This window comes from Promicromonospora sp. MS192 (genome assembly GCF_049532985.1).
In the GTDB taxonomy this organism is placed as follows: domain Bacteria; phylum Actinomycetota; class Actinomycetes; order Actinomycetales; family Cellulomonadaceae; genus Promicromonospora.
Genome location: NZ_CP186693.1, coordinates 75,546 through 102,390, shown reverse-complemented (window position 1 = coordinate 102,390; position 26,845 = coordinate 75,546). Strand labels below are relative to the sequence as shown.

At 70.6% G+C, this 26,845-nt stretch carries 25 protein-coding genes and 3 tRNA genes; 9 read left to right on the top strand and 19 right to left on the bottom strand.

Features of this window, described 5'->3' with window-relative positions; all coding sequences use genetic code 11:
* Positions 1 to 155: 155 nt before the first annotated feature.
* The 3 genes from ACO229_RS00485 to ACO229_RS00475 all read right to left on the bottom strand — a co-directional run bounded on the left by ACO229_RS00485 (position 156) and on the right by ACO229_RS00475 (position 4,275).
* Positions 156 to 2,507: a choice-of-anchor P family protein gene (locus tag ACO229_RS00485; RefSeq protein WP_423463344.1), complete on the bottom strand. Its 2,352-nt coding sequence runs from the start codon at positions 2,505 to 2,507 to the stop codon at positions 156 to 158.
* 875 nt (positions 2,508 to 3,382) lie between these two features.
* The gene (locus ACO229_RS00480) at positions 3,383 to 3,805 is read right to left on the bottom strand and encodes a hypothetical protein (protein WP_423463343.1); all 423 of its coding nucleotides are present in this window, start codon (positions 3,803 to 3,805) and stop codon (positions 3,383 to 3,385) included.
* Positions 3,806 to 3,834: 29 nt separating this feature from the next.
* On the bottom strand, positions 3,835 to 4,275 hold the full coding sequence (locus tag ACO229_RS00475) for a hypothetical protein (RefSeq protein ID WP_423463342.1): 441 nt from the start codon (positions 4,273 to 4,275) through the stop codon (positions 3,835 to 3,837).
* Between the two features lie 90 nt (positions 4,276 to 4,365).
* Here ACO229_RS00475 and ACO229_RS00470 point away from each other — a divergent pair, with 90 nt between their 5' ends.
* The 3 genes from ACO229_RS00470 (at position 4,366) to ACO229_RS00460 (ending at position 7,152) form a co-directional block, all read left to right on the top strand.
* A complete protein-coding gene (locus ACO229_RS00470; protein ID WP_423463341.1) occupies positions 4,366 to 4,983 on the top strand; it encodes a DUF4291 domain-containing protein in 618 nt (205 codons plus the stop codon).
* Positions 4,980 to 5,690: a hypothetical protein gene (locus tag ACO229_RS00465; protein WP_423463340.1), complete on the top strand. Its 711-nt coding sequence runs from the start codon at positions 4,980 to 4,982 to the stop codon at positions 5,688 to 5,690. The genes ACO229_RS00470 and ACO229_RS00465 overlap by 4 nt, the downstream gene beginning before the upstream one ends.
* Positions 5,691 to 6,228: 538 nt before the next feature.
* On the top strand, positions 6,229 to 7,152 hold the full coding sequence (locus ACO229_RS00460) for a hypothetical protein (RefSeq protein ID WP_423463339.1): 924 nt from the start codon (positions 6,229 to 6,231) through the stop codon (positions 7,150 to 7,152).
* Between the two features lie 92 nt (positions 7,153 to 7,244).
* Here the strand turns inward: ACO229_RS00460 and ACO229_RS00455 are convergent, their stop codons facing one another.
* From ACO229_RS00455 to rnhA, 4 genes are all read right to left on the bottom strand, one after another.
* Positions 7,245 to 7,841: a hypothetical protein gene (locus tag ACO229_RS00455; RefSeq protein WP_423463338.1), complete on the bottom strand. Its 597-nt coding sequence runs from the start codon at positions 7,839 to 7,841 to the stop codon at positions 7,245 to 7,247.
* Positions 7,842 to 8,072: 231 nt separating this feature from the next.
* The gene (locus tag ACO229_RS00450) at positions 8,073 to 8,576 is read right to left on the bottom strand and encodes an HAD domain-containing protein (RefSeq protein WP_423463337.1); all 504 of its coding nucleotides are present in this window, start codon (positions 8,574 to 8,576) and stop codon (positions 8,073 to 8,075) included.
* A 397-nt stretch (positions 8,577 to 8,973) separates the two neighbouring features.
* Positions 8,974 to 10,377: a dihydrolipoyl dehydrogenase gene (gene lpdA, locus ACO229_RS00445; protein WP_397411578.1), complete on the bottom strand. Its 1,404-nt coding sequence runs from the start codon at positions 10,375 to 10,377 to the stop codon at positions 8,974 to 8,976.
* A 76-nt stretch (positions 10,378 to 10,453) separates the two neighbouring features.
* On the bottom strand, positions 10,454 to 10,891 hold the full coding sequence (gene rnhA, locus ACO229_RS00440) for a ribonuclease HI (protein WP_397411770.1): 438 nt from the start codon (positions 10,889 to 10,891) through the stop codon (positions 10,454 to 10,456).
* A 138-nt stretch (positions 10,892 to 11,029) separates the two neighbouring features.
* On the opposite strand from rnhA, the gene ACO229_RS00435 reads away from it, so the two are divergent.
* Positions 11,030 to 11,896, top strand: coding sequence for an LLM class flavin-dependent oxidoreductase (locus tag ACO229_RS00435; RefSeq protein ID WP_423463336.1), 867 nt, complete (start codon positions 11,030 to 11,032; stop codon positions 11,894 to 11,896).
* Positions 11,897 to 12,111: 215 nt separating this feature from the next.
* Here ACO229_RS00435 and leuD read toward each other — a convergent pair whose 3' ends face one another.
* Both leuD and leuC read right to left on the bottom strand, forming a co-directional pair.
* Positions 12,112 to 12,747 (bottom strand): 3-isopropylmalate dehydratase small subunit, encoded by a 636-nt coding sequence (gene leuD / locus ACO229_RS00430; RefSeq protein ID WP_397411582.1) that lies wholly within the window; start codon positions 12,745 to 12,747, stop codon positions 12,112 to 12,114.
* A 14-nt stretch (positions 12,748 to 12,761) separates the two neighbouring features.
* Positions 12,762 to 14,276 carry a 3-isopropylmalate dehydratase large subunit gene (leuC, locus tag ACO229_RS00425; protein WP_423465243.1) on the bottom strand — a complete coding sequence of 505 codons (1,515 nt, stop codon included), beginning with the start codon at positions 14,274 to 14,276 and terminating at the stop codon, positions 12,762 to 12,764.
* Between the two features lie 77 nt (positions 14,277 to 14,353).
* Here leuC and ACO229_RS00420 point away from each other — a divergent pair, with 77 nt between their 5' ends.
* The 3 genes from ACO229_RS00420 (at position 14,354) to ACO229_RS00410 (ending at position 16,493) form a co-directional block, all read left to right on the top strand.
* Positions 14,354 to 15,073, top strand: a complete 720-nt coding sequence (locus ACO229_RS00420) for an IclR family transcriptional regulator (RefSeq protein WP_026365378.1) — start codon at positions 14,354 to 14,356, stop codon at positions 15,071 to 15,073.
* A gap of 207 nt (positions 15,074 to 15,280) precedes the next feature.
* Complete coding sequence (locus ACO229_RS00415) at positions 15,281 to 15,427, top strand: hypothetical protein (RefSeq protein WP_229785626.1); 147 nt, start codon at positions 15,281 to 15,283, stop codon at positions 15,425 to 15,427.
* Between the two features lie 52 nt (positions 15,428 to 15,479).
* Entirely contained in the window at positions 15,480 to 16,493 is a 1,014-nt protein-coding gene (locus ACO229_RS00410) for a PH domain-containing protein (RefSeq protein ID WP_423463335.1), read from the top strand.
* Between the two features lie 166 nt (positions 16,494 to 16,659).
* On the opposite strand, the gene ACO229_RS00405 is transcribed toward ACO229_RS00410, so the two are convergent.
* The 9 genes from ACO229_RS00405 to ACO229_RS00365 all read right to left on the bottom strand — a co-directional run bounded on the left by ACO229_RS00405 (position 16,660) and on the right by ACO229_RS00365 (position 22,549).
* A tRNA-Glu gene (locus ACO229_RS00405) sits at positions 16,660 to 16,732 on the bottom strand.
* A 37-nt stretch (positions 16,733 to 16,769) separates the two neighbouring features.
* Positions 16,770 to 16,842: transfer RNA gene (locus ACO229_RS00400), tRNA-Glu, on the bottom strand.
* Positions 16,843 to 16,865: 23 nt separating this feature from the next.
* Positions 16,866 to 16,937 (bottom strand) — tRNA-Gln (locus ACO229_RS00395).
* 152 nt (positions 16,938 to 17,089) lie between these two features.
* On the bottom strand, positions 17,090 to 17,875 hold the full coding sequence (locus ACO229_RS00390; RefSeq protein ID WP_423463334.1) for an HAD family hydrolase: 786 nt from the start codon (positions 17,873 to 17,875) through the stop codon (positions 17,090 to 17,092).
* Positions 17,872 to 18,984 carry a lysostaphin resistance A-like protein gene (locus ACO229_RS00385; RefSeq protein ID WP_423463333.1) on the bottom strand — a complete coding sequence of 371 codons (1,113 nt, stop codon included), beginning with the start codon at positions 18,982 to 18,984 and terminating at the stop codon, positions 17,872 to 17,874. Before ACO229_RS00385 ends, ACO229_RS00390 begins: the two co-directional genes overlap by 4 nt.
* An 89-nt stretch (positions 18,985 to 19,073) precedes the next feature.
* Positions 19,074 to 20,543 carry a glutamate--tRNA ligase gene (gene gltX, locus ACO229_RS00380; protein WP_423463332.1) on the bottom strand — a complete coding sequence of 490 codons (1,470 nt, stop codon included), beginning with the start codon at positions 20,541 to 20,543 and terminating at the stop codon, positions 19,074 to 19,076.
* A 44-nt stretch (positions 20,544 to 20,587) separates the two neighbouring features.
* Positions 20,588 to 21,016: a hypothetical protein gene (locus ACO229_RS00375; protein WP_423463331.1), complete on the bottom strand. Its 429-nt coding sequence runs from the start codon at positions 21,014 to 21,016 to the stop codon at positions 20,588 to 20,590.
* Between the two features lie 119 nt (positions 21,017 to 21,135).
* Complete coding sequence (locus tag ACO229_RS00370) at positions 21,136 to 21,765, bottom strand: NUDIX hydrolase (RefSeq protein WP_423463330.1); 630 nt, start codon at positions 21,763 to 21,765, stop codon at positions 21,136 to 21,138.
* Position 21,766: 1 nt separating this feature from the next.
* Positions 21,767 to 22,549 (bottom strand): fumarylacetoacetate hydrolase family protein, encoded by a 783-nt coding sequence (locus tag ACO229_RS00365; RefSeq protein ID WP_397411600.1) that lies wholly within the window; start codon positions 22,547 to 22,549, stop codon positions 21,767 to 21,769.
* 180 nt (positions 22,550 to 22,729) lie between these two features.
* Between ACO229_RS00365 and ACO229_RS00360 the strand changes: the two genes are divergently transcribed.
* A complete protein-coding gene (locus ACO229_RS00360; protein ID WP_423465242.1) occupies positions 22,730 to 24,319 on the top strand; it encodes a serine hydrolase domain-containing protein in 1,590 nt (529 codons plus the stop codon).
* Here the strand turns inward: ACO229_RS00360 and ACO229_RS00355 are convergent.
* Positions 24,291 to 25,106 carry a class I SAM-dependent methyltransferase gene (locus tag ACO229_RS00355; RefSeq protein WP_397411776.1) on the bottom strand — a complete coding sequence of 272 codons (816 nt, stop codon included), beginning with the start codon at positions 25,104 to 25,106 and terminating at the stop codon, positions 24,291 to 24,293. The genes ACO229_RS00360 and ACO229_RS00355 overlap by 29 nt on opposite strands.
* A 346-nt stretch (positions 25,107 to 25,452) precedes the next feature.
* On the opposite strand from ACO229_RS00355, the gene ACO229_RS00350 reads away from it, so the two are divergent.
* Positions 25,453 to 26,778: a heparan-alpha-glucosaminide N-acetyltransferase domain-containing protein gene (locus ACO229_RS00350; protein ID WP_423463329.1), complete on the top strand. Its 1,326-nt coding sequence runs from the start codon at positions 25,453 to 25,455 to the stop codon at positions 26,776 to 26,778.
* Positions 26,779 to 26,845 lie beyond the last annotated feature (67 nt).

Here is a 26,845-nt window from a genome sequence, read left to right as displayed (position 1 = left end):
CGCATGGGCGGCGTGGTGCGCGCCTTCGCGCGACGGCGGGCCGCGAAGGAGGGTGAGCCGGACGTCGTACGCGCCAGGCGTGCAGCACCTCGGCCGCACGCTCGACGGGCCAGAACAGCGTGCCGCCGTGCAGGTTGCTCGTCGACGACGGGGCCCTACCCGAGGCGACAGCTGGCGATCACGATCTCCTGTCCCAGGAGGTTCGCTCGGACGGCGTTCTGGACCAGGCGCCCTTGCGAGTCGGTCGTCTGCTCGTTGTAGTGGATCTCGACGAGCCCGAGCAAGGTGAGCGAACCGGTCCCGGTCCCGATCGGGATCCCGTTGATCCGTCCTACTGTCGAGGTCCGGGTGATCCCGTCGGAATCCGCCGTGCACGTGCTTGCCAGGCCCGAGATGGTCACGAGGCCCTCGAGCAGGGTGACGTCCAGGACTTCGGAATGGACTTCTGTCCGGCCCGTCGAAGGACTGACCGTGCAGGTGACGGTGAGCCCGTCGAGGCTCGCCACGGCGGTGTCCAGTGTCGCGATCGACTGCGAGTCGTCGGGCGGACAACGGACATCAGGAGTCGGGTCGATGCCCACGGCCCCGGTAGCGGAGAGCGCGTGACCCGCCCCTGGCACGAAGACGACGACGTCCACCGAGTCGGTGCCGGAGCCGTTGTCGTCGTCGGTCAAGGTCGTGGTGATCGTCCGTGGTCCGAGCCCGTCGAACCCGTAGACGTGGTTAGCGGTGCAGGTTCCGCCACCGTCCTGCTGAGATACCCTCCCGTGCTCGACGCCGCCGCTCTCGCCGTAGTCGACCAGGCACGTGTGGGTGTCGTTCTTTGCCGGATCGGTGAAGGTCGCGTCCACTCGTGCCGGCTGCCTCGCGTTGATCATCTGGCCAGGCGTCGGCGAGGAGATCTGCCCGGTCGGGGCGACGTTGCGCAGGGTGACGGTCGCGGAGTCGCTCACGGGTGACGGAGGACCGTGGCCGTCATCCGCAGTAAGGGTCACGGTGAACGTACCGTCGTCGGTGCAGGTGATCGTGGTCCGCGCGGCGTTCGGCGAACCGAACGTGCAGACGGTACCGGCATCGATGTCGTCTCCGGCGGAGTAGGTCCAGGAGATGATGGGAACGTCGTCGGGGTCGGTGACGGTGCCGTCGAGTGTGACCGGTGATCCTTCGTCGCCGGACCTGTCGGGACCGGCGTCGACGGATGGGGGAACGTTCGTCGGGCCCGGGTCGGGTGGACCGTCGTCGTCCCCACCGCCACACCCTGCACAACCCGTAGGTTCGACCCAGAAGTTGTCGCCGTGCAGGATATGGTCCTGCCGATACCACGCTCCCAGCATCGCCCCGGCAGTGCGGTTGTGCGAGGCGTTGAGGGCCCGTGCCGAGTAGGAGAACGGCCAGTCCGGATCGAAGATCGGATAATTCGAACCCTGCTCGGTGCTCCGGTAGGGAAACTCGTCGCAGTCGCTGGGCGGATCGGTCTCCGCATACCGCTCGCCCCACACGGCCTTGCACGTCCTGACGGCCTGGGCGTGGTTGGCGTCGTACCACGATGGGTTGTACTCGGGCAGCATCCGAGTCAGGGGCTCGGGATCGGCCGCCGCCATGTTTCCGGGAACCCGCTTCCCGGCACTGGACGGCACCGTCGAGCGCGGGTCGTAGAGCGCGTCACGGATGTGTTGGGCCTCCGCGGCAACCCGCGCGTCCCGCGTGTCGACACGGTGGACGGCCTGCACCTCGTGAAACAGGCAGCCGCCGCCAGAAGCGTACTCGGCAGTGTCACAACGGAACCTGAACGTCTGCCAGGTCGTCGTCAGGCTTTGGCTGGTCAGCTCGATCTTTGCCTCGTGAAAGCTGATGTTGTCGCGCGCCGTGTGGAAGGGCAGGTCATTTTGGGCGAGCCCTGGTGAAGACGACATGTCGAAAGTCGTCTGTGGGATCTCGGGATCGTCGAGCCATTCGGCGACTGTCTTCGTGACCCGCCCGGTCCCATCAGCGCACCTGCCGTTGCCGTAGCTCATGCACTGGAGGTCGAGGCCGACGGTTTCGTCAAAGGCGTTGAAGGAGATGTCGAACTGGTCGAAGAGCGCTCGGAACCGTACTTCGCGCTTGCCTCGGTTCCCGTAAGCAATGATGGTGAGCCGCATCGTGCTGCTCGTGCAGACCGGCCACACGTCGCACACCGTGAATTCGATGGGCCGGACCATGCAGGCGGCAAAGTGGTTCTGATACATCACGGGGTAGATGCCGGCCGCCAGGTCCGCCTCGTCCTTCTCGTCGATGGGCTGTGGCCCTTCGCTGTCCCACCGTTCACGGCACCGGTTGAGTGAGTAGTAGTAGTAGAGCCTGTTGTTCTTCGTGCCGTCGACCTGATCCTCGTCGTCGAGGAACTCATCGTCAGGTGCGGCCTCGGCGACCGCGTCGGCGATGATCTCCTCGCCCAGCGGAGTCGCTTCACTGACCTTCGGGGACTTGCCCTGCATCCGTACGACCTCGTCCAGGTCACGGCTCATCCCCACATCCAGTGCCGCAGGGTTTCTGTCGGGCTCTTGGGCGTCGGTGCCTGCTCTGAGCCGTGCGGCGTCTGGTGGGGCAGCAACCGGGGGCGGCGTGACCTCTCCGTCCCGCTGGGCGTCATCACTCGTTGCGGCACCAGCCGGGGGCACGACGAGGCAGAGCACCGTGAGGAGCGCCAGTACCGCGGTCGATCGGGATCGCGGGATGCGGAGACTTTCCCTGGCTGTCATGGCCGTCATCTCCAATGAGGGCGAGCGGGGAGGCAGAACCGGTCTGGTCCGACACCGACACGAACGCTAAGGGCACGGCCTTTCACCCGCGAGCACCTTCGGGCCAGGCCGAAGATGTTGTGGGCGCGTTGAGACGAGCACGAAGGGTGTCACCACCCGAGATCCCGCTCCTGGTCGTGTCGGCGTGAGCCGCTCACGGTAGGCCGCCCGGGCTCGGACCGTCACCAGACGACGTGTCTCTTCCACGGCGACGTTCCACGAGCCGGCGGAGTGCGTCTCCACAGCGGACAACAACGCTCCCCACAGCGGCGACACCTGGGCCGGTACCTACCGGTCAGGTCGACATATGCCGTGGTCCACCACTGGTGGACCCGCTGGACCCGGTCGGCTGTCTTATGCGCCGCGAACAGGAACGCCGCGCCGTCGTCGGGCACCGGGATGCCGGCGGGCGGGTAGGCCTGGTTCATCAGGACGCGGACTTCGCGCAGGACCGAGCGCAGCCGCACCGCCCAGGCGACGAGGTCAACCTGTGCCACCGAGGTGATGGCCGAGCCGTCGAACCTGGTCTCAGCGGCCAGGGACTTCAGCTCGCGCGCACCGAACGGAGGCGCACCTTTCTTTCCTGCTCCCAGCTGCTCCCGTCAGGCCTGCAGCGGGCCGATCTGCACCGCCGGATCACTATCCGGGACGCTGATCTCGTGCCCGGCAAGCTTCTGCTGGATCGCGCTCGCCTCGGCGAGCTTGGCAAGCACGGTGCCGTTCTGCTGGATCGTGTAGTCCACGACAGGACTGCGACCGAGGATCTCGGACGCGAGCTGCGTCTCCCACGGGCCCTGGAGTGCGTCGAGGGTGCGGGCAGCATCCCGGGCCTCGTCCGCCAGGCGCCGGCAGGTGTCCCTGTCGAGCGCATCGACGGCTTCGACGTGCAGCCCTCCGGACTCCCGCGAGGTCACCTCGTCGCGGAGCCTGTCGAGGCGTTCGAACCTGGCGGCGAGGTCGGCCGCGGTCGGCAGCCACTGGGCCTCCGGGAGGCCCAGGAGCGCGCTCGCCGCATCCGACGGCATGATGCCGCGGACGCTGTCGCAAAGGTCCACTATCTCCTTGACGCTGACGGAGAACGCGCTGCCGACGGGAACGGCGTCGCGGACGACGTCGAGGTGCCGGTCACGGGCGGGCCTTCGGCGACCTCGCGAGCCCGTGCCGGGCCGGTGGGTATCTCTAGCTCGCGCTGCTCACTGCGGAGTGCCTCGACGAGATCGAGATCCGTCCGCCGCAGGCTCTCGCGCAGCTCGTCGATCCGGGCTCCCAGCTCGCTGATCCGGCGCTCCTGCGCCGCGGTGTCGAGCGAGAGATCGAGTCCTGCATCGACTGAGCTCGAGCTCCGCAGCTCTTCCATCGCTGCGGGGCTCGAGCCCAGCACTGCGATGGACAGGTCGCGCAGCACCTCCAGGATCTTGTCGCGCAGCACCGTCAGGGCTTGGTCGTTCTGCGCGGTCACCAGGACGCGCTCGCCCTGCGCGACCAGGTGGGACATCAGGTTGACGATCGTGTGTGACTTGCCGGTCCCGGGCGGACCCTGGAAAGCCGTGGCGTCCCTCGGAGGACCGCCGATACGGTCGCGCCCATGCCCCAGATCCCGCAACGGCAGGTACGTGCCGTGTTCGACGACGCCACGATCGTCGTCTATCAGGCCTACCCACCCGCGATCGCTGACGCCGCCCTGGCGGCCGGGACGTTCGTGCCACCGTTCAAGCGCGAGCGGATGACCTGGATCAAGCCGTCGTTCCTCTGGATGATGTACCGCTCCGGCTGGGCGACCAAACCCGGCCAGGAGCGCGTCCTGGCCGTCCGAATCACCCGCGCTGGGTTCGAGGAGGCGCTGGCGGCCTCATGCCTGTCGCACTTCGACCGGTCGGTGTACGACGACGCCGCGACCTGGACCACGCGCAAGCGCCAGTCCGAGGTTCGAGTGCAGTGGGACCCCGAGCGGACGTCGTCCGGCGGCCCCTTGCCGCACCGGTCGCTACAGGTCGGGCTCAGCGGCAGCGCCGTCAGTGCGTACATCGACAGGTGGATCGTCGGGATCGACGACGTCACTGAGCAGGTCCGCCATCTGCACGGCCTGCTTCGCTCCGATCCGGACGCTGTCGCCGCCACGCTTCCGCCGGAGAACGCCTACCCGCTTCCCGACGACGTCGCCCAGGTCATCGGTGCAACACCCACGCCGGTTGCGGACCGATGAAGCTGGCCGGGATGGCCTGGAGCACGCTGACGGCCGACGTCGCCGTGGGCGGGCGGAAGTTCCGTGTGGTGCGCCCAGCTCGGCCACCGCACCACGCCCCGCTGTACACGGGCTACCGGTCCCACCAGATGCTCGTCGACAAGCAGTCGGCCGTCGATCTCGCGGCAGCCTGGTGGCTCGCCGCCCGGTCCCCGAGGACGGTCGTGTGGCTGCCGCTACGCCAGACAGCGACGACATGCGGCAGCCACTGCTATGGCCAGCGGCTCGATCTGGTGCTGATGCATCACAGCCTCGCCCTTCCGGTCTCGGCATGGAAACAGACCCGGGCACAGATCCGGCAGACCCGCCCGCACACCGTCATCCTGCCCGAGCACCCTTTCCCGAACCTCACCCAGGCCGACCACGAACGGTCGCACTGGCGGGAGAACCTTGACCACCTGCGGTTCGCACTCGCCGCCGACACGCTCTTCCTCATCGGCAGCCGTGCGGCGTTCGAGCTGCAGGCCGGTCAACTACGCGGCCTGGTCGAGGACTGTCCCGCGCACATGGCAGCCAAGCCCGGGACCCATTGCTGCGCCGAGATCGGGCTCGGCGCCGCGCCGTTTGCTTCATCGGACAAGAACCGCCGCAACGCCTGGGGCGAGGTCCACGTCGAGTACTGCGCCGACCACCGTGTCAGCGCACCACACGGATCAAAGCGAAGCTGACACCATCGGCGAACCGGGCGCTGCCATGCCTAAAGCCATGCTCCTCGTCGAACCCGCGGGCGCGCGGGCTTCACATCAGCCACCCAGAGCTCGGCCGGCACACTAGGCGGTAGGACGGTGCCAAGCAAGAGATGATCTTGGGACTTGGCCATCGTCCATACCGATGATCTGCGATCGGTGCGTCGCGTCTTCGACGGGTCTTTGGCCGCTGATCCCGTTCTCGTCCGGGGCATTGAAGACGCGAAGGCCGCCGTTTCTGGTTCCGAGCCACGAGCCGGCCGCGAGCCACGTCGAGGCACTGCCACACGGCCCGGTGACCGAATAAGTTGCGAAGGTCGATCGTGTTCCACGTCATCGAACCGTGGTCGAACTGGCTATTTCTCCTGTCTCTGCCCCACACCGAGCTCTTCCGTCGGGTCAGCGAGAGAACGATCGTGACAGACGGCCCAAGTCGTGCGGAACCTGTCGAAAGGGTGAACCAATGGACGCCGCTTCGTCGTGGCCCGCAGACCACAAGAGACCCTGTAGGTTGCGCGTCGTGAACCCTGACGGAGCCCGCGATCAGCTGGCTGAGGCAATCTGCCTGTTCCGCGACGAGATCCGCCCCGCGACCCGTGAGGCGCTCATCGACGCAGCGGTTCAGGCGCTGGTCGCCGGCCTTGATTCTCCGGCGCTGGCGGAACTCGCCGGACGGTACCCGGATGACCCGTGGTCAGTCCTCGATCAGACGGTCGACGCCGTCGTGCAGGAGCTCGAACTGGCAGTGCCCACGGTCGAGCAGGCGCACCTGGTGCTGTTGCGACATCGGCTCGAGGCGCTGCTCGACGGGAAGCTCACTGCGCGCGAGCTGACGGCTTGGGCTCATGCGGAGTTCGGCCATGAGGGCATCGACGCTGCTCAGCCGTTCGTCACGGCCCACGACGAATACGACACCGAATATACCCATCGTTCCACCGGTGAAATCGACGCGTGGGTTCGGAATCAGGCCCGGGCCGCTGTCGGGCCTTTGGGTACAGTGCTAGGTGCGGTACCGGACACGGAGTCTTCCGAAACGTTCCCGCTGGCGGTCATACGAGGTGACGACGTCGAAGAGGCATGGCTACTGACCGTGGTCGAGCATGATGACAGCTACATGCTGCGCCTGGAAGATCCGGGCGGATCGATCTGGGAAGTAGCAGACGTCGACGCCTGGCTAGCCCTGAGAGCGCTGCGCGGGATCCTGGACCCGCTCGGTCTACGACTGTGCTGCCAGGGAGCTCGGGTCGACGCCCGCGTCTCGGGGATGAGTAGCTCGATGTCAGGTGGGCGGCTCGCTTACATCCTGCGTTCCTGGCGTGCGCCACGAAGCCGGGACCTCGTCGACATCTTTGACCCCGCACCCGCACTAAAGATCGGGACGGTCTCCGAACAAGACCTGCACTTCGAACGCTGGCTCGCTCGGACCTGGATGCGGATCTTGTAGCTCACGATCTTGCCGCTACGCCACCCATGAACGGTCTAGTGGGCCGTCGGGTCACCCCTTGGGCGGGTCCTCGCGCAGGGAGTACACATCGCTCACCCACGCGCGCGACGACGGTCGGCTGGGGTTCGGCTTCCTTCGGGCCACTGCCAGTCGAGAGTCTCCAGCTGCGGGTGCGCGCGGACCGTCTCGATCAGCTCACGAGACCCGGACACCCGGGTCGCGGTGAGGTCGTAGTCCGTCCATACGAACCAAGAGCGATCAGCTGGCCACCAGTTGGAAGGGCTCAGCCCCCAGAACGAGTCTTCGTTCCCCGTCAGGCCGTCGATGGCCGACAGTCTTCCTTCCAGAACCGTGAGGCTCTGGTATTCGTTGGCGGGCACCATCCCGTAGTAGGCGAAGCAGGCTGCGTCCGGTCTGGAGAACTCACCCACGACGTCGAGCAACGCTGCCAGCGACTCGCCACCGAAGACGCCCTCCTCAACCTCTATGTCCGGCCAGCGAAGGTTCTTGATCAGGTACATCGCATTCGGTGGCCACCGCCTTGCCTTCGACACTGCTCCCAGATCCTCGTCGGTGACGTCGCACCATCGGCGCCGGATCCGTGGCCCTTCCTCGCGATCCGCGAGATCGATCGGAACCGTCAGGTCGTGCAAGATCCACGTGTCGTCCTCCCAACCGGAAGCGTCCATTCCACACAGACCTCCGTCCTCACGAACATCCTGTGGAATCCACGCGAGCGCCGCCCGCGGGTCGGCGACCGGCCGGAAACCATCGACCTCATCGGCGTCTTACGTCAGGCCTGCCTTCACGTCGAGCGTTAGCGTCATCGGTACCGGCAACGAGTCCGTTGGCGTCCTGGAACATTGAGATCCGCAAGGCCGTCGGAACATTCGATCCGGTCGGCGGTGCGCCGCGGCCCGTCACGACTCCAGACCAAGCAGCCATGTCGCGATCTCGGCGACGCCGTGGGCAGTCAGCCCGACAGAGGACTCGACCTGGAACAGCAGCGCAGGACCAGGATGCTCCAGCTCGACGAACGAACGATCCATCTCGGTGATGACGTCGTCGACCCACACGAACGGCCGGCCCGCCGCGACCCGGACCAGGGCACGCGTCTTCCACCCCAGACTGTTCGGGCCGTGCTCGCCATAGGGCGGGAGGTCCGCAACCGGCAGCTCTGGTAGTCCGACCCGTGGTGCGATCACCTCGTTCGCGTCACCCATCCACGCCGTCGCCCACACCGTGTCGCAGCCCAGACCCAGCAGGAGCGGTCCGAGGGCCGGATCGATGAGGTCGAGCTCCGGGCGCGGCTCGTCGGGGTCCTCCGGCTTGCCGTCGCGAGGCTGAGGGAGCATCCCGGGCCCACCGAACGGCAACAAGGTCCCGTCAACGTCGAGGAACAGCAGCGGGCGGGCAACAGTCACGCCCGCACCATAGCGGCAGGCACCCGCGGTCAACACCCGTCACGTCGCGCCTCTCAGGCAACGGGAGGCTCACGACGCGGAAGGACGTTCGCAGCCTAGGAGAGTGCAAACACCTCCGAGGCAGACTCGGCCACTTTCCGCGAGGTGCTTGAGGAGCACCAACGCTCTCGCCCGGCGAGCGCTAGCCGCACGAAGTCCAGACCCGCAAGCGACCATGATCGATCCCTCCTGGTCGTGTCGGCCTGCGTCCTGCGTCCCCCTCGGGGACGCAGTTCGGAATTCCTCACATCCATAGGTGTCCACGACACTCTGGCACGTAAAGAGGCCCGAACCCGCGGAATTCCGCGGATCCGGGCCTCCAACCAGGCTCGACTCCCGAGAACCCGGGAGACCGACCTCAGAAGTTGATCATGTGCCCCGCAAGCCCATGGATCGACTCCTGCACCGACTCCGACAGCGTCGGGTGCGTGTGCACGTTCCGCGCCACCTCGTCCGCCGTCAGGTCCCACTTCTGCGCCAGCGTGAGCTCCGGCAGCAGCTCGGACACGTCCGGCCCGATCAGGTGCCCGCCGAGCAGCTCGTTGTACTTCGCGTCGGCCACGAGCTTGACGAAGCCGGTGGTGTCGCCCAGGCCGTGCGCCTTGCCGTTGGCCATGGTCGGGAACGAGGCGACCTTCACGTCGTAGCCCTCGTCGCGGGCCTGCTGCTCGGTGAGGCCGAACGAGGCCACCTGCGGCGAGCAGAACGTCGCGCGCGGCATCATGCGGTAGTCGCCCAGCGTCTGGGTCTCGGCCCCGGCGATGGTCTCGGCGGCGACGACGCCCTGCGCCTCCGCGACGTGCGCCAGCATGAGCTTGGCGGTGACGTCACCGATGGCGTAGATGTGCGGCACGTTGGTGCGCATGTAGTCGTCAATGTCGATGGCACCGCGGTCGGTGAGCTGCACGCCCGTGTTCTCCAGGCCGAACCCGCTGACGTTGGGCGCAAAGCCGACGGCCATGAGCACCTTGTCGACCACGAGCTCGCCCGGCTTGTCGTCCTTGACGCCCTTGTACGAGACGGTCACCGACGAGCCGTTGTCCTTGACGGTCTGCACGGCGGTCGAGGTCAGGATGTTCACGCCGAGCTTCTTGTACTGCTTGGCGATCTCCTTGGAGACGTCCGCGTCCTCGTTCGGCAGCGCACGGTCGAGGAACTCGATGATCGTGACGTCCACGCCGTAGTTCTTCAGCACGTAGCCGAACTCCATGCCGATGGCGCCGGCGCCGACGATGGCGATCGACTTGGGCAGGTCGCGCGTGAGGATCTGCTTCTCGTAGGTGACCACGTTGTCCGAGAGCTCGACGCCTGGCAGCAGGCGCACCTGCGAACCGGTCGCGATGATCACGTTGTCGAAGGTCACGGTCTCGCTGCCGCCCTTGTTGAGGGCCACCTCGATGGTGTTGGCGTCGCGGAAGGTGCCGCGGCCGTCGTACTCGGTGATCTTGTTCTTCTTCATCAGGAAGTGGACGCCCTTGACGCGGCCGTCCGCGACGGTGCGCGAGCGGTCCCAAGCCTTCCCGAAGTCGAACGAGACGTCCCCGGCCATGCCGAAGAAGTCCTTCTGGTGGGTGAAGATGTGGGCCAACTCGGCGTTGCGGAGCAGAGCCTTGGAGGGGATGCAGCCCACGTTGAGGCAGACACCACCCCAGTACTTCTCCTCGATGATCGCGACGGACTTGCCGAGCTGGGCAGCGCGGATGGCGGCAACGTAGCCGCCGGGGCCCGCGCCGAGGAGAACGACGTCGTAGTGGGAAGCCATGGGTCAAGGGTATTAGGGCGCGCCAATCGTGGTGACGTGACGTCGGTCTCGTTGTCCGGACGTGCCCCGACCTGCGTCAGCGCACGCTGTCGACGCCCTTGTTCGCCAGTGCGTCGGCCCGCTCGTTGCCCGGGTCTCCGGCGTGTCCCTTGACCCACACCCAGCTCACCTGGTGCTCGGCCACCTCGGCGTCGAGCGCCTGCCAGAGGTCCACGTTCTTGACGGGCTGCTTGCTGGCCGTCTTCCAGCCGTTGCGCTTCCAGCCCGCGATCCAGGTCTTCATCCCGTTCATCACGTACGACGAGTCGACGTGGATGATCACGGTGCTCGGCCGCGTGAGCGCACGCAGGGCCTCGACCACGGCGGTGAGCTCCATGCGGTTGTTGGTGGTGACCTTCTCGCCGCCGAACAGCTCCTTCTCGTGCTCGCCGAAGCGCAGCAGCGCGCCCCAGCCGCCCAGGCCGGGGTTGCCCTTGCACGCGCCGTCGGTCCACATCTCGACGGTGCCCCGCAAGGGGGTCGTGCTCTCGCTCACGCTGGTGCCGTTCTTCTCGGCGGTGCTGGTCACGGCCTCACCCTAACCGTGTCAGTGGTACCGCGTAGCGTGGTGGCAGACGTCGGAGGACCAGCCCCAGGCCAACGGAGGAACGGTATGAAGTTCGGGTTCATCAGCAGCTTCGGCACGATCGACCAGCACGTCGCGCTCGCCCGCGAGACCGAGGAGCACGGCTGGGACGGCTTCTTCACCTGGGACGCGATCAGCATGGACGGCGAGTGGGCCATGCCGGTCTACGACCCGTTCGCGGTGCTGGCCGCCGCGGCGACGGTGACGGAGCGCATCAGCCTCGGCGCCATGGTCTTCGCGGTCCCCCGGCACCGGCCGTGGGAGCTCGCGCAGCGCGCCCTCACGGTGGACCGTCTGTCGGGCGGCCGCCTCGTGCTGCCGGTCGGCGTGGGCGTGCCCGACGACCGCGGCTTCACCTCGGTCCCCGGGCAGAGCACGGACCTGAAGAACCGCGCGGCCCTGCTGGACGAGACGCTGGAGTGGCTCGAACGCTCCTGGTCCGGGGAGGACTTCGAGTTCGACGGCGCCCATCTCACCACCGGCCCGTTCCGGTTCCCGGAGCGACCCGTCAACGGCCGCATCCCGGTGTGGCCGGTCGGCGTCTGGGACGCGGAGCGGCCGCCCGCCCGGAACCTGCGGCGCACGCTGAGCTGGGACGGCATCGTCCCGCAGCTGCGCGGCAGCGCCGACGACCTGACGGTGGACGACATCGCCGGCCTGGTCGCCTGGCTCACCGAGCACCGGTCCGAGGTGGAGCGGCGCGGCGGTACCGACCGGCCCTTCGAGGTGATCCTGCAGGGCAAGCTGTCGTCCGACCGCGAGGAGGCAGCCAAGCAGGCCCGGGCCATGGCCGACGCCGGGGTCACGTGGTGGATCGACTCCTGGTGGGACCCCCAGAGCGACACCCCGGAGGGGCTACTGGAGAAGGTGCGCCAGGGACCGCCGAGCCTCTGAGGTCGAACAACCCACGGCAGGACAGCGCACGGCGTTCCGGCTGCGGCCGGAACGCCCGCGGCTGGACCGACCGCGGCTGGACCGACCGCGACAGGACAGCTCGCAGAACAAGCAGCCCGTAGAACACACAGGTCGAGCCTGCCCGGACCCAAAGGCCCCGACAGGCTCGACCAGCAGCAGGCGCTCGGCTCCGGGCGACGGCAGCCGCCCCGCCGTCAGACCGGCCGCGCCGCCTCGATCTCCACCGACGGCAGGTGCCGCGCCGGCAGCGTCTTGGGCCGCCACGCCGCGCGGGTCTGCTCGAACGCGGTGATGTCGGCCTCGTTCTGCAGGGTGAGGCCGATGTCGTCGAGCCCCTCCATGAGCCGCCAGCGCGTGTAGTCGTCGATCTGGAACGGCACCGTGACGTCGTCGGCCGTGGCGGTCTTGGCCTCCAGGTCGACGGTCACCTCCGTGCCCGGCTTGGTCTCCAGGATCTTCCACAGGATCTCGATGTCCTCGGGCGAGACGATGCCCGTGACCAGGCCCTGCTTGCCCGAGTTGCCGCGGAAGATGTCGGCGAACCGCGAGGACAGCACGACGCGGAAGCCGTAGTCCTTGAGCGCCCAGACGGCGTGCTCACGCGAGGAGCCGGTGCCGAAGTCGGGGCCGGCCACGAGCACGGAGCCCGCGGAGTAGGCGTCCTGGTTGAGCACGAACGACGGGTCGCCGCGCCACGCGGCGAACAGCGCGTCCTCGAACCCGGTGCGCGTGACCCGCTTGAGGTACACGGCGGGGATGATCTGGTCGGTGTCCACGTTGCTGCGCCGCAGCGGGACGCCGACGCCGGTGTGGGTGGTGAACTTCTCCATGGTCAGCAGTCCTCTCAGCGCGCGACGGGCAGCGGCAGGTCGACGACGACGGTCTCGCCCAGCGGCGACGCCCCCACACCGTCGAGCGGCGTGCCGTCGAAGGTGGTGATGTCGACGTCCTCGGGCAGGTCCAGGTCGCCCACGCTGGACAGCGTGCCCCGGATCGCCGTGGCGGCGGCGACCAGCGGCGAGACCAGGTGGGTGCGCCCGCCCTTGCCCTGGCGGCCCTCGAAGTTGCGGTTCGACGTGGAGGCCGACCGCTCCCCCGGCGCGAGCTGGTCGGGGTTCATGCCCAGGCACATGGAGCACCCGGCGTTGCGCCACTCGGCGCCGAACTCCTTGAAGATCACGTCGAGGCCCTCGGCCTCGGCCTGCAGCCGCACACGCGCCGAGGACGGCACCACGAGCACCCGCACGTCCTCAGCCTTCTCGCGGCCTTTGACGACCTTGGCCACCGACCGCAGGTCCTCGATGCGGCCGTTGGTGCACGAGCCGATGAACACGGTGTCCACCTTGATGTCGCGCAGCGGCGTACCGGCGTCCAGGCCCATGTACTCCAGGGCCCGCTCGGCGGCGACGCGCTCGGACTCGTCCGAGATCTCGGCGGGCACCGGCACGGCCGCCGACAGCGGCAGGCCCTGGCCCGGGTTGGTGCCCCAGGTGACGAACGGCTCCAGGTCGGCCGCCTCCAGCACCACCTCGGCGTCGAACTGCGCGTCGTCGTCCGACCGCAGGGTCTTCCAGTACTCGACCGCCTCGTCCCAGTCCGCGCCCTCGGGCGCGTGCGGGCGGCCCTTGAGGTACTCGAACGTGGTCTCGTCCGGCGCGATCATGCCGGCGCGGGCGCCGGCCTCGATCGACATGTTGCAGATGGTCATGCGGGCTTCCATGGACAGCGCCCGGATGGCCTCGCCGCGGTACTCGAGCACGTAGCCCTGCCCGCCGCCGGTGCCGATCTTGGCGATGATCGCCAGGATGATGTCCTTGGACGTGGTGCCCGCGGGCAGCGTGCCGTTGACGGTGATCGCCATGGTCTTGAACGGCGCCAGCGGCAGCGTCTGGGTGGCGAGCACGTGCTCCACCTCGGACGTGCCGATACCGAACGCGAGCGCGCCGAACGCGCCGTGCGTCGAGGTGTGCGAGTCGCCGCACACGACGGTCAGGCCCGGCATGGTCAGGCCGAGCTGCGGCCCCACCTGGTGCACGATGCCCTGGTCGGCATCGCCGAGGCTGTGCAGGCGGACGCCGAACTCCTTGGCGTTGGCGCGCAGCGTCTCGATCTGCGTGCGGCTCGTCGCGTCGGCGATCGGCCGGTCGATGTCGAGCGTGGGGGTGTTGTGGTCCTCGGTGGCGATCGTGAGGTCGGGCCGCCGTACCTGACGCCCGGCGAGGCGGAGCCCCTCGAACGCCTGCGGGCTCGTGACCTCGTGCACCAGGTGCAGGTCGATGTAGAGAAGATCGGGCGAGCCGCCCTCGCCCCGGCGCACCAGGTGCGCTTCCCAGACCTTCTCTGCCAGCGTGCCGGCCATGGCGGTTCGCCTCCTCATCAGAAACAACTTCGGGCCTCGACTTGCAATCTCACGTTCCGAGACGGCAATATCGCGGTATGGACGATACTAGCGGAGTCGGCGTCTTGGACAAGGCGGCGTCCGTCCTCGGGGCACTCGAGGCCGGTCCGGCCACCCTGGCGCAGCTCGTCTCCTCCACCGGCCTGGCTCGCCCGACGGCGCACCGCCTGGCGGTGGCCCTGGAGCACCACCGTCTCGTGGCACGGGACATGCAGGGCCGTTTCGTACTGGGCCCGCGCCTCAACGAGCTGGCCACCGCAGCGGGTGAGGACCGCCTCCTGGCGGCCGCGAACCCGGTGCTCATCGCGCTGCGCGACCACACGGGCGAGAGCGCACAGCTCTACCGCCGGCAGGGCGACCACCGCGTGTGCGTCGCCGCCGCCGAGCGCCCGGTGGGCCTGCGCGACTCCATCCCCGTCGGGGCCACGCTCAGCATGAGCGCGGGCTCCGCGGCGCACGTCCTGCTCGCCTGGGAGGAGCCGGACCGGCTGCACCGCGGCCTGCGCGACGCCACCTTCACGGCGACCATCCTCTCCGGCGTCCGACGCCGCGGCTGGGCCCAGTCCGTCTCGGAACGTGAGCTGGGCGTGGCGTCGGTGTCGGCGCCCGTGCGGGGCCCGTCGGGCAGGGTCGTGGCCGCCGTCAGCGTGTCCGGCCCCGTCGAGCGGCTCTCCCGCCAGCCCGGCCGGCTGCACTCGGCCGCCGTCGTCGCCGCGGCGAACAAGCTGACCGAGGTGCTGCACCGCTCCGGCGAGTGACGACGGCTCCGGACCGCTCGCGGTGCACACGGGGTGTGCGGTCCGTGAGCGGTCCGTGAGCGTTGGCCCGCCACGCCGAGGCTGGTGATTCCCCAGGTCCCGCCTGTGTCAGTAGTGTCACCCGGGACGTGTGCACACCGGGTGCGCACGCACCTACGTCGGAGGAATCTGATGCCGCCTAAGGTGAGACTCATCATCATCTGGGTCGTGGTGATCTTCTTGCTCTACTCGGTCATCAACGACCCCGAGCGCTCCGCCGACGTCGTGCTCGCCCTCTGGGACGTGATCTGGGGTGCCATCGCGAACATCGGCACCTTCTTCGAGGAGCTCTTCACCGGGTCGATCGGCCGGTGACCGCGTAGGGTCGGCGACGAGAATTCCGACCGCATCCTCCGGGGAGGCCGCCATGAGCACGACAGCGGACTTCGTCCCGAACCGTGCCCTGCGGCGGTACATCCTGGCGGACGAGCGCATCGTCGTCGCCACCCACCGGCACTGGGCCAAGCTCTGGGAACCCCTCCTCACCACCGCCGGTGCGTTCGTCCTGGCCCTGGCGCTCCTGGTCGCCGTGGACCCGAACGTCCGCGACGACATGGGGTGGGTGTGGCTGCCGTTCCTCGTCCTGGGCGCACGGCTGCTCTACAAGTGGCTGGACTGGCGGGCCGAGTGGTTCGTCATGACCGACCGCCGCCTGCTGCTGCTCGACGGGTTCCTGGTGCACCGGGTGGCGATGATGCCGTCCGAGAAGGTGACCGACCTCGGCTACGAGCGCACCCCGATGGGCCAGCTCCTGGGCTACGGCACCTTCATCTTCGAGACGGCCGGGCAGGACCAGGCCCTCGACCGGGTCACGTGGATCCCCCGGCCCGACTCGCGGTACCGCCTGATCATCGCGAACCTCTTCCACCCGGACGCCGCCGACGCCGAGGCCGCCGCCCAGGGCGGTCCCGCCGCGGCGGCACCGGCCGCACCGCCGGTGGAGGTACCGCCCACCACCCCGCCGCCCGCGCTCATGCCGCGGATCGGACGGCGCAGCAACCCGCCGACGCAGCGCATCGAGCTGCCGGTCGCCCGGATCGAGAGCGGCGTCGCGGACACGCCCGCGGACACCACTGCCGATGACGAGAACCTCCGGCCGACGGCGGGCGGGCTGCCGGGCATGACCGGCGCGCCGGCGTACGGAGCACCGGGCGGGGCGTCCGCCGGGGCGGCGGCGTCCGGCACCTTCGGGGGCACGACGCCGGGCGGCTCGGACCCCGCGCCCGGCACGCCCCGCGACGGCGCCCACCGCGACGCAAGCCACCGCGATGCCGGCCACCACGACGGCGGCCATGTACCCGGCGGGCCCACCGCCGCCACGGACGCCCCGGAGCTGCGCCCCAAGCCCTTCATCGAGGGCGGCGACCCCAAGATCCGCTGAGTCCCGCCCGGCCCGACGGGGCGAACGTAGGGTCGATCGCGGCATGAGGCACCAGAGGGCGACGAGCTCTACGTTCGCCCGCAGATGCCTGCCACGATCGCCACATCGGGTGCGCGCCGGAGACACGAAGAAGGCCCGGTCCGCGTGAGACCGAGCCTTCTTGCTGTACCCCCAGCGGGATTTGAACCCGCGTTACCGCCGTGAGAGGGCGGCGTCCTAGGCCGCTAGACGATGGGGGCCTGAACTGATCCGCCGGCCGGAGCCGGAAGACCTGCGTACCCCCAGCGGGATTTGAACCCGCGTTACCGCCGTGAGAGGGCGGCGTCCTAGGCCGCTAGACGATGGGGGCCTGAACTGTTACTGCAACGTGCGCTGGGGTACCAGGACTCGAACCTAGACTAAGTGGACCAGAACCACTCGTGCTGCCAATTACACCATACCCCATGGGGGTAACGGCCCCGAGATGCACCTGTCTCCGACAGGCGTTCCGTGGACCCCTTACCGCTGGAGAACATTACCTGACCTCGGACGGTGCGCAAAACGCAATGGGCGTGCCGTCCGTCACCCGCGCGTGTCCCGGTCCGGTCCGGGCCTCGTCACCGCGGTCGAGCAGCCGCCGGACCGTAGCCGAGCGCCGCCGGCAGCTCGGCCAGCGTCCGGATCACCAGCACGCCCGCCGCCCGCAGAGCCTCCGGATCCTGCGGGTCCCGGCCGCCGTCGGAGGGCCCGCCGTATCCGGGACCACGCCGGTGTCCCGCCCGGTCCAGCCAGACGCCCGTCAGGCCGGCCTCGCGGGCCGCCCGGGCGTCCACGGTGGGCTCGTCGCCCACGTACGCGGTCCGCACCGGATCGGTCCCCAGCAGACGGGCCCCCTCGAGGAACACCCGGGGGTCGGGCTTGCCGAAGCCCAGCGTGTCGACGCCCACCAGGACCGGCAGGTCGGCCAGGCCCGCGAGCTTCAGCTTGCGCTCCTGCAGCTCGGTGGCGGCATTGGTCACGACGCCGACGCGCAGGCCGGCCGCGACGGCGTCGTCGACCGCGGCACGGGCGTCGTCGTGCGCCGTCCACGACCGCTCGAAGGTGCCCCAGAACAGGGCGTCCCAGGCCTCGAACGTCGCGGCCGTCACCGGCGGGCCGCCGAACGTCTCGTGCAGCCGCACCGCGCGGTACCGGCGCTGCGTGTCGTGGTCCAGCTCGCCGCGCGTGTAGCGGGCGTAGTAGCCGCCCGGGTCGGTGCGCCAGTGCGCCAGGATCTCCGGGTCGCGCTCGGGCGGCACGTGCGGCAGGTACTCGGCCCGGATCGCCTCCAGGGCCACCGCGAAGGCGCCCTTGGTGTCGACGAGGGTGTCGTCGACGTCGAACAGGATCCCGTCCGTGGTCATGCCGTGCCTCCGTTCACCGGACCGGCGGCCGGCCCCGCGGTCGTGACTGCTGCCGGGGTGGGTACCGGACCCGCCACGGGCCGCGGCGCCGGGTCGACGACCACCACGGCGGGATCCCGGCGTCGCGCCCACCACAGCACCGCCGCCGTGGTGACGAGCGTGACGCAGATGCTGACCGCGCCCTCGGCCGGAGCCACCTCGGTGATCAGGAGCGACTCCGCGAACCCGTCGTAGGCGATGGCCAGCCCGAAGGCCAGCAGGTTGTTCGCCACGTGCAGGGCGACCGCGAGCTCCAGCCCGCCCGTGCGCCAGACGATCAGGCTCGCGACCAGGCCGAACACGAGCCGGTCCGCGAAGAGCCAGGGGCTCTGCGCACCGTGCGCCAGCGCGAAGAGCACCGCGGTCACCACGGCGGGCACGACGACGGCGAGCCACCGCCACCGCAGCAGGCTGCCGAGCCACTGCGACGCCCAGCCGCGGAAGAAGTACTCCTCCCCCGCGGCCTGCAGCGGTGTGGTCAGCAGGATCACCAGGCTGAGCGCCAGCCAGCCCGACGCCGGCGTCAGGGGCCACAGGCCGTCGTCGGACCCCGGGGAGGCGTCGCCGGCCAGACCGAGCTGCGACACGAGGACGCTGCCCGCCAGCGTGAGCGGCACCAGGAGCAGCAACGACACCCCCAGACCGCCGAGCAGCAGGCGCCAGCGCACCCGGCCCAGCACCGACGACACCAGGCCCGCGCGCCCGGACTGCGCCCAGGTCGCCACCAGGGCGACCGGGATGCCGAGCGCGAGCCCGAGGTTGGTCACCAGCATGCCCGCCGGCGAGACGAGAAAGGCGTCCGACGCCGGGTCCGGCAGCTGCGCGCCCACCGCCTGGGCGAGCACGAACCCGAGCGTGGCCAGGAGCACCATCCCGAAGACCACCACCCCGGAGCCCGCGACCGCGAGCAGCCCGAGCAACGGACGCCACCACCGGTACCACGGCCCCCGCAGGGCCTGCGGGTACTCGCGCGGTCCCGTGGCCGCGACGGGCGGCTCCCAGACCGACGGCGTCGGCGCAGGTGGTTCGGGTGAGGGCGGCGCGGCGTCAGGTCTCATGGCGTCGGTCACGTCTCACACGCTACAACGTGGGTGATCTGGGGGTTCGCGGGGACATCGCACCGGCCCGGGCAGGCGCGTCGCCTCCCCGGGCCGTGGCGTCACTCGGCGGTGGCGGGCACCTCGGCGTCGGACGGCGTCGCCGCCTGAACGAGGCGGGCCAGCGCCGCGTCGATCCGCACGAGCGTGCGCTCGCGACCCAGCACCTCCAGCGACTCGAACAGGGGCAGACCGATCCGGCGACCGGTCACGGCGACCCGGACCGGGGCCTGCGCCTTGCCCAGCTTCATGCCGTGCGCCTCGCCGACCGTGGTGACGGTGTCCTTGAGCGCCTCGGCCTCCCAGGCGACGTCGGCGAGAGCGGCGCGGACGTCCGTGAGGAGCCCGGCGGCGCCCGTCTTCATGGCCTTGTTCCAGGAGTCCTCGTCGATGATCGGGGCGTCCAGGAACAGGAAGTCCACGTTGTTCGTGATCTCGGACAGCAGTGCGACCCGGGAGTGGGCGAGCGGCGCGACGGCGTCGAACACCTTCTGGTCGAACTGGTCCGGGGCCCACGGGGCGGCCGGGGCCCGGAGCCACGGCGCGCAGGCGGCGGCGAAGTCCTCGACGCTCAGGGCGCGGATGTACTCGCCGTTGAAGGCGGTGAGCTTCTTGACGTCGAAGAACGCCGAGGAGGAGTTGATGTCCTCGACGCGGAACCGGCGCACCAGCTCGTCGAACGGCAGGATCTCCTCGTCGTTGCCCGGCGCCCAGCCGAGCAGCATCAGGTAGTTGACCATCGCGTCGGGCAGGATGCCCTCGGCCAGGTAGTCCTCCAGCGCCACCTTGTCGCGGCGCTTGGAGAGCTTCTGCCGCTTCTCGTTGACGATCACCGGCATGTGCGCCCACTGCGGCGGTGTGTGGCCCAGCGCCTCCCACAGTAGCTGCTGCTTCGGGGTGTTGGGCAGGTGCTCCTCGGCGCGCATGACGAGCGTGATGTTCTCGTCGATGTCGTCCACCACGTTGGCCAGCAGGAACACCGGGGAGCCGTTGCCGCGAGCGATGACGAAGTCCTCGAGGTTGGCGTTCGGGAACGTCGGGGTGCCGCGGATCAGGTCGACGACCTGGGTCTCGCCCTCGTCGGGCGTACGGAACCGCAGCGCCCGGCCCTCGGCGTACTCCAGGCCGCGGTCGCGGCAGAACCCGTCGTAGCCGGTCTGCTGGTTGCCCGTGCGCGCGATCAGGGCATCCCGCGTGCAGTCGCAGTAGTACGCCTTGCCCTCGGTGAACAGCCGCTGGGCGGCATCCTTCTGGATGCCCGCGTTCTCGGACTGGTAGTACGGGCCCTCGAACGCCGGGTCGTCCTTGCGGATCCCCAGCGCCTCCATGGCCGACAGGATGCCGTCCACCCACTCGGGCTGGTTGCGCGAGGCGTCGGTGTCCTCGATGCGCAGCACGAAGGTGCCGCCCTGCTGCTTCGCCACGGCCCAGTTGAACAGGGCGGAGCGCGCACCACCGACGTGGAACATGCCGGTCGGAGACGGCGCGAAGCGGACACGGGTCGAAGAGCTGCCAGGAGCGGGAGATGTCACGCCCCAAGCCTAGGCCCACCACCGGCCCTGAGCCGCGGCCACGGTCACCCCGCCTCGTTCCGTGCGGCGACCACCCGGTCCCGTCGGCCGAGAACCAGCAGCCCGACGGCATAACCCAGCCAGGCCGGTACCGACGCGACGGCGGAGCCTGTCACGTACAGGAGGTTCCATCCCTCGTCGTCAGGGGGCAGCGACGCCGCGACGAGGGCATAGGCGACCGTCGCGGTGACGACGGCCAGAACGCAGGCCGCGCCCAGCACGGCCCAGGTGTTGCGCACGCGCAGCAACCGGAGCAGGCCCGCCGCGGCGAGGATCAGCACGAGCACCCCGACGGTCACCGCGAGCGCCGTCAGGAGGGCGATCCCGACCGTGGCGAGCGAGAGGTTGCCGGCCGTCATGAGCGGCAGCAGCACTGCTGCGGTGATCGCGAAGGCCGCGGGTGTCAGGACCAGGAACCGCCGGATCGTCTCCATGCGTCCATGGTGCGCGCGGGAGGCCCGGACCGGCCACGAATGTGCTCGCGAGGCGTCCGCCACCCGCGTCGCCTACTTCGGTGCCGGCACCGAAGGCTTCACCGGGCGACCCCGCCCGGTCATGCTCCTCCGACACGGGTCCGGGCCAGAGCCACGAGCTCCGTGAGGTCCGGGTCGGGGAGGGCGTCGGCGGGCCACCAGCGCACGTCGAGCGACTCGTCGGAGACCAGGGCCTCGGCGCCCGGCGCCGCGACGGCGACGAACCGGACGTCGAGGTGGTGCACGGGCCGGTCGGGGTCGCCGGTGCCCGGCCGGCAGAACGGTACGACGTGCTCGTCCAGGTGCACGGCCACCGGGTCCACGGTCAGCGCGAGGCCCGACTCCTCGCGTGCCTCGCGCTGCGCCGCACCCGCCAGCGTGCGGTCCCCGGGTTCCAGGTGCCCGCCGAGCTGGAACCACCGCTGGGCCTTGGCGTGGAGGGTGAGCAGCACGTGGGCGCCGTCGTGGGAGAGCACGACGGCCGACGCCGTCAGGTGGTCCGGCACGGACTCCCGGAGCACCCCGGCACCCGGGTGCGTCGCGGGGTCGTGGGCCTCGAGGTGGCGCACGTACCGGACGCGGAGCCGTTCCTGCTCGGGCGTCGGCGCCGGCCAGCCGCGCAGCGCGTGCAGCGCGTCGGCGCGCAGGGCGTCGCCGGGCACAACCGAACCAGGCACGACCGACCCGCCGCGCGCGGGTGCCTCCGTCACCTCAGTTCCGCCGCAGCACCGGGTTGGACAGCACGCCGAGCCCCTCGACCTCGCACTCGACGCGGTCGCCGTGGTCGATGGTGCCGACGCCCGCGGGCGTGCCGGTGAGGATGACGTCGCCGGGCAGCAGGGTCATCGCCTCGGAGATGTAGGACACGAGGAACGGCACGTCGAACACCATGTCGCGGGTGCGGCCGTCCTGGCGCAGGTCGCCGTTGACGCGCGAGCGCACCCCGACGTCCTCGGGGTTCACGTCGGTGTCGATCCAGGGACCGAGCGGGCACGACGTGTCGAAGCCCTTGGCCCGGGCCCACTGGCCGTCGGTGCGCTGGGCGTCCCGCGCGGTGACGTCGTTCGCGACGGTGTAGCCCAGCACGTAGGACGGCGCGTTCTCGGGCGTGACGTCCTTGCACACCTTGGAGATGACGACGGCGAGCTCGGCCTCGTAGGAGACCTCCTGCGTGAAGTCGGGCAGGACGATCGGGTCGTCCGGTCCGACGACCGCCGTGTTGGGCTTGAAGAACAGCAGCGGCGTGCTCGGCACGTCGTTGCCCAGCTCCTTGGCGTGGTCCACGTAGTTGCGGCCCACGCACACCACCTTGGAGCGCGGGATCACCGGGGCGAGCAGCCGGACGCCGTCGCCCAGCTCGATGCGCTCGCCGGTCGGCATGGCCGGCATGTAGAGGGGGTCGCCACCCAGCACGGCGAGGAAGGTCTTGCTGCCCTCCTGCTGGACGAGGGCGAAGCGGGGGTCGTCTCCGGTGGTGAATCTCGCGATACGCACGGGCTCAGGGTATGCCGACGCCGCGGTGGGCGGCGCGCACGCGGTGCTCAGGGACACCTCAGGGATGGTTCAGGGCCTCGGCCCAGGTGATCCCCGATGCCCGGGACCCGTGCCGGTCCCTAGCGTGTCGCACGAGACGCCCGGCCGTGGCGGCGGGGCACCGACGAGGGGCTCGTGACGATGATCGACCGGACCAGGACGCGACGACCGGCGGGCGTGCGCGGCGTGCTCGTGACGGCGGCGGTGGCCGTGCTCGCGGTGGCACCCGCGCTCCCGGCGGGGGCGACCGTCCCGGCCACGGCCACCAGCCGCGCGGATGCCCTCACCTCGAACGACGAGGCGGTCGACCGGGCGGTGGACGGCGGTCTCGACGAGTACGTCCGGGTTCACCGGACCCCGGGCCTGGCGCTGGTGACCCTCGTGGGCGGCGAGGTCCGGGTCCGCGTGCACGGCGTGACCGGGGACGGCGCACCTGTCGACGAGAACACGCCGATGCGCATCGGCTCGATGACCAAGGCGTTCACGGCGCTGGCCGTGCTGCAGCAGGTCGACGCGGGCCGGCTGGCGCTCGACGACGCGGTCGCCGACGTGCTCCCGGAGCTGCGCCTGGCCGACGAGCGCTACCGCGACATCACGGTGGAGCACCTGCTCACCCACCGGTCGGGCCTGGCCGCGACGGACCTGGAGTACTCGGCCGACCCGGCGGGCAGCGCCGCCGAGACCGTCGCCCGGCTGTCCGGCGAGGAGCTGGCGAGCGACCCCGGCACGGTCACCCTGTACAGCAACGCGGGCTACGACGTGCTGGCGCGCCTCGTGGAGCGGACGGCAGGCGTCGCCTTCGACGAGTACCTGGCCGAGCAGGTGCTGACGCCGCTCGGCATGGACGCCACCCTGGTCACGAGCCGGTGCGACGTGTCGCCCGCCGGCCTCGCCCGCGGTTTCTCGCTCCTGGGCCCCGTGCGGGTCGCCGTGCCGGAGCTGCCGCAGGCCTGCACGGGCAGCGGCGGCATCGTGTCCACGGCGCACGACATGGCGGCCTGGCTGCGGTTCCAGGTCGGGGACGGCACGACCCCGGACGGCGAGCGCCTGCTGCGCCCGGAGAGCTTTCGCGCCTTCCACGACGTGCCCACGGACCCCGCCGGCTACGGGTTCGGCTGGCACGGCACCGCGTCCGACGGCGAGACCGCCCCGCTCGTCGGGCACGGTGGCACGCTCGCGACGTTCGCGTCCGGCATCGAGTTCTCCCCCGTGACGGGCACCGGCGCCGTCGTGCTCGCGAACGCGGCCGGGGACCCGATGGCGCTGACGCACGACGCGATCGTGGCGGCCGACGGCGGTACGCCCCGCGGCACCACGAACCCGTTCGACCCGTTCAACGCGGTGGTCGTCGGCATCGCCGCGCTGGTCCTGGTGGCCGGGGCCGTGGTGGTCGGGCGCGCCCGTCGCTGGGCCGCACGCCGTTCCCTGACGTCACGGGGCAGGATCACACTGCGCCTGCTCCCGCTGGCGCTGTTCCTCCTGCTCGGCCTGGCGCTGCCGTGGCTCGGGGCAACGCTCATGGGCCTGACGGATCCCGCCGCGGCGTACCGGGTCGTGCTGTGGCTCTACCCCGCCGTCGTGCTGCTCGGCGCGGCGATCGCGCTTGCCGCGGGCGCCGGGCTGCTCGCCCGGCTCGCACGGCTGCGGGCCGCACGGCGTGGCACCGCACCGCACAGCACCGCCCGGCCCGACGACACCGGGGTCAGGCCCGCGCCAGCACCTCGCCGTTGAGCACCGCGAACCAGCCGTCCGGGGCGGCGGCCCACTCCCGCCAGCCCTGGGCGAGCTGTTCGAGGGCGACGTCGTCCGCGAGCGCCGAGTCCTTGGCCTGGACGGCGAAGTTCGACTCGGTGCACCGCTCGGCCCACAGGCCGCCCCACCAGGTGCGGTCGTCGGGGGTGGCGTAGCACCAGACGCTGGCGCCGGGTTCGATCGTGGCGGGGTCGAAGCCGGCGTCGCGCACCCAGGAGGCGAGGCGGCGTCCGGCGTCGGGCTCGAAGCCGTAGGTGTGCGTGACCTCGTGGTAGAGCATGTTCCACTCGGTGAGCTCCGGGGACTGGGGGTACCAGGCCATCGCGGCGTAGTCGGCGTCGCGGACGGCGACGAACCCGCCGGGCTTGGCGACGCGCCTCATCTCGCGCAGGGCCGCCACCGGGTCGGAGAGGTGCTGCAGGAGCTGGTGGGCGAACACGACGTCGAACGAGTCGTCCTCGAAGGGCAGCTCGTAGGCGTTGGCGTGCTCGAAGGTGATGTTCTTCGTGCCGTGGGCGTCGGCGAGCCCGCGGGCCGACTCCAGCACGTCGTCGGACGCGTCGACGCCGACGACGCTGCCCTGGGTGAGGCGTTCCGCGAGATCGACGGTGACGGTGCCGGGGCCGCAGCCCACGTCGAGCAGCGTCATGTCGGACAGGAGGTGCGGCAGCAGGAACGCGGCGGAGTTGGCCGCCGTCCGCCGTCGGTGGGAACGCAGCACGGACTCGTGGTGCCCGTGGGTGTAGGACTCGGACTCCTTGGTCAGGTCCTTCACCGCGCCGGGGTTGTTCTGGTCCTGGCCGCTCAGGCGGGACAGGCTGCTCGGCGCGTCCACGGCGTCGATGGGGTCGGTCCCGGCGGGCTGGTCGGAGCCGCGTGCGGCGTCCGGGGCCGGGCCGGGGACGGGCTCGCTCGTGGTGCCGCCGTACGGGTGGCGGGGCGTGTCGCTGCGGGCCGAGTGGTACTCGTTGGCGCTGCCGGTCATGGCGGCACTGTATGTGCGGGGTGCGGGCGCGCACACCTGCGTTCTCATCCCTCGGGACGGCTGTCCGCCGGCCGGGCGGGCGGCGTGGCCGCGCGCGCCGCGGACGACGACGCGGAAGGATGCCCGCATGTCCACGATCGCTCAGCCGTCCGACCGGTCTGCCGCGACCCCCGTCCGGGCCTCGCGTCCGGGGCGCCGCCCGCTCGACCGGGGGCGTCGCAACCTGCTCGGCGGGCCGGGCCGGGTGACCGGGGCGGACCTTGCCCGGGGCATCGCGGTGCTCGGCATGTTCGCGGCGCACGTCGGCATCACCTCGGCGGACCTCGGTACTCCGGAGGGCTGGCTGGGCCTGGCGCACGGTCGCTCCTCGATCCTGTTCGCGACCGTCGCGGGCCTGTCCCTGGCGCTGGTCACCGGTGGTTCGACGCCGCTGGCGGGCACGGCGCTGCGCACCGCTCGCGGCCGGATCCTGGTGCGGGTCGTGCTGCTGCTGGCGCTGGTCGCCGTGCTGGACCTGTTCGGCACGCGGGTGCTGCTCATCCTCGGCTTCTACGCCGCGTACTTCGTGCTGGCGCTGCCCTTCCTGCGGGTACCGCCCGCGCGGCTCGCGGCGACGGCGGTGCTGATCGCGGTGATCGGGCCGTTCCTCGTGTACTACGGGCCCGAAGCCCTGGCCCGGGCCGGGCTCCGCGCGCCGCACGACGGGTCCGGGGCCGCGACCGACTTCCTCCTCACCGGCCACTACCCGGCGCTGGTCTGGATGGCGTACGTGCTCGCCGGGCTCGCCGTGGGGCGCAGCGACCTGCGGTCGCCCACGTTGCAGCTCGGCCTGGTCGCGGGCGGGTTCGGGCTGGCCGCGATCTGCTCGCTGGCGTCGTCGGTGCTGGTGGCCGGGGCCGGGGGCACGGCCACGATCGAGGGGCAGGTCGCCGTCACGTCGTCCGCGTACGTGACGCCCGCGCCCGGCTGGTCCGACCCGTGGCCGCCGCTGGCCGGCCTCTACCTGGAGGGGCCGCACGACGACACGATGTTCGAGGCCCTGGGATCGGGCGGGTTCGCGCTCGGGGTGCTGGGCCTGTGCCTGCTGCTGGGCCGCGTGGTCGACGCCGGCGCCCGGCCGGGCGGCGCGGAGGGCGCAGGGGGTGCGGGCGGCGCAGGGTGGTTCGGCCGGGCCGCGCGGTGGGTGGTGCTCGTGGTGGTGACGCCGCTGGCCGCCGTCGGCGCGCTGGCGCTGACCATCTACTCCGCGCAGATCATCGCGATCTGGTGGTGGACCCGCACCTACTGGGACCTGCTCGATCCCCCGACGAACGAGCCGCTCGGCTGGATGGTGCTGATCAGCCTCGTGGTGGCGACGCTGTGGCGGGCGCTGCTGGGACGCGGGCCGCTGGAGCGGCTGTTCGCCGCGGTCGCCCGGAAGGTGTTCCCCGCGGGGACGGGTCACTCCGCGTAGACAACGTCTACCCGGAGTGACCCGTCCCCGCGAGGGACACCGGGTCAGAGAGAGCGCCGGGCCGCAC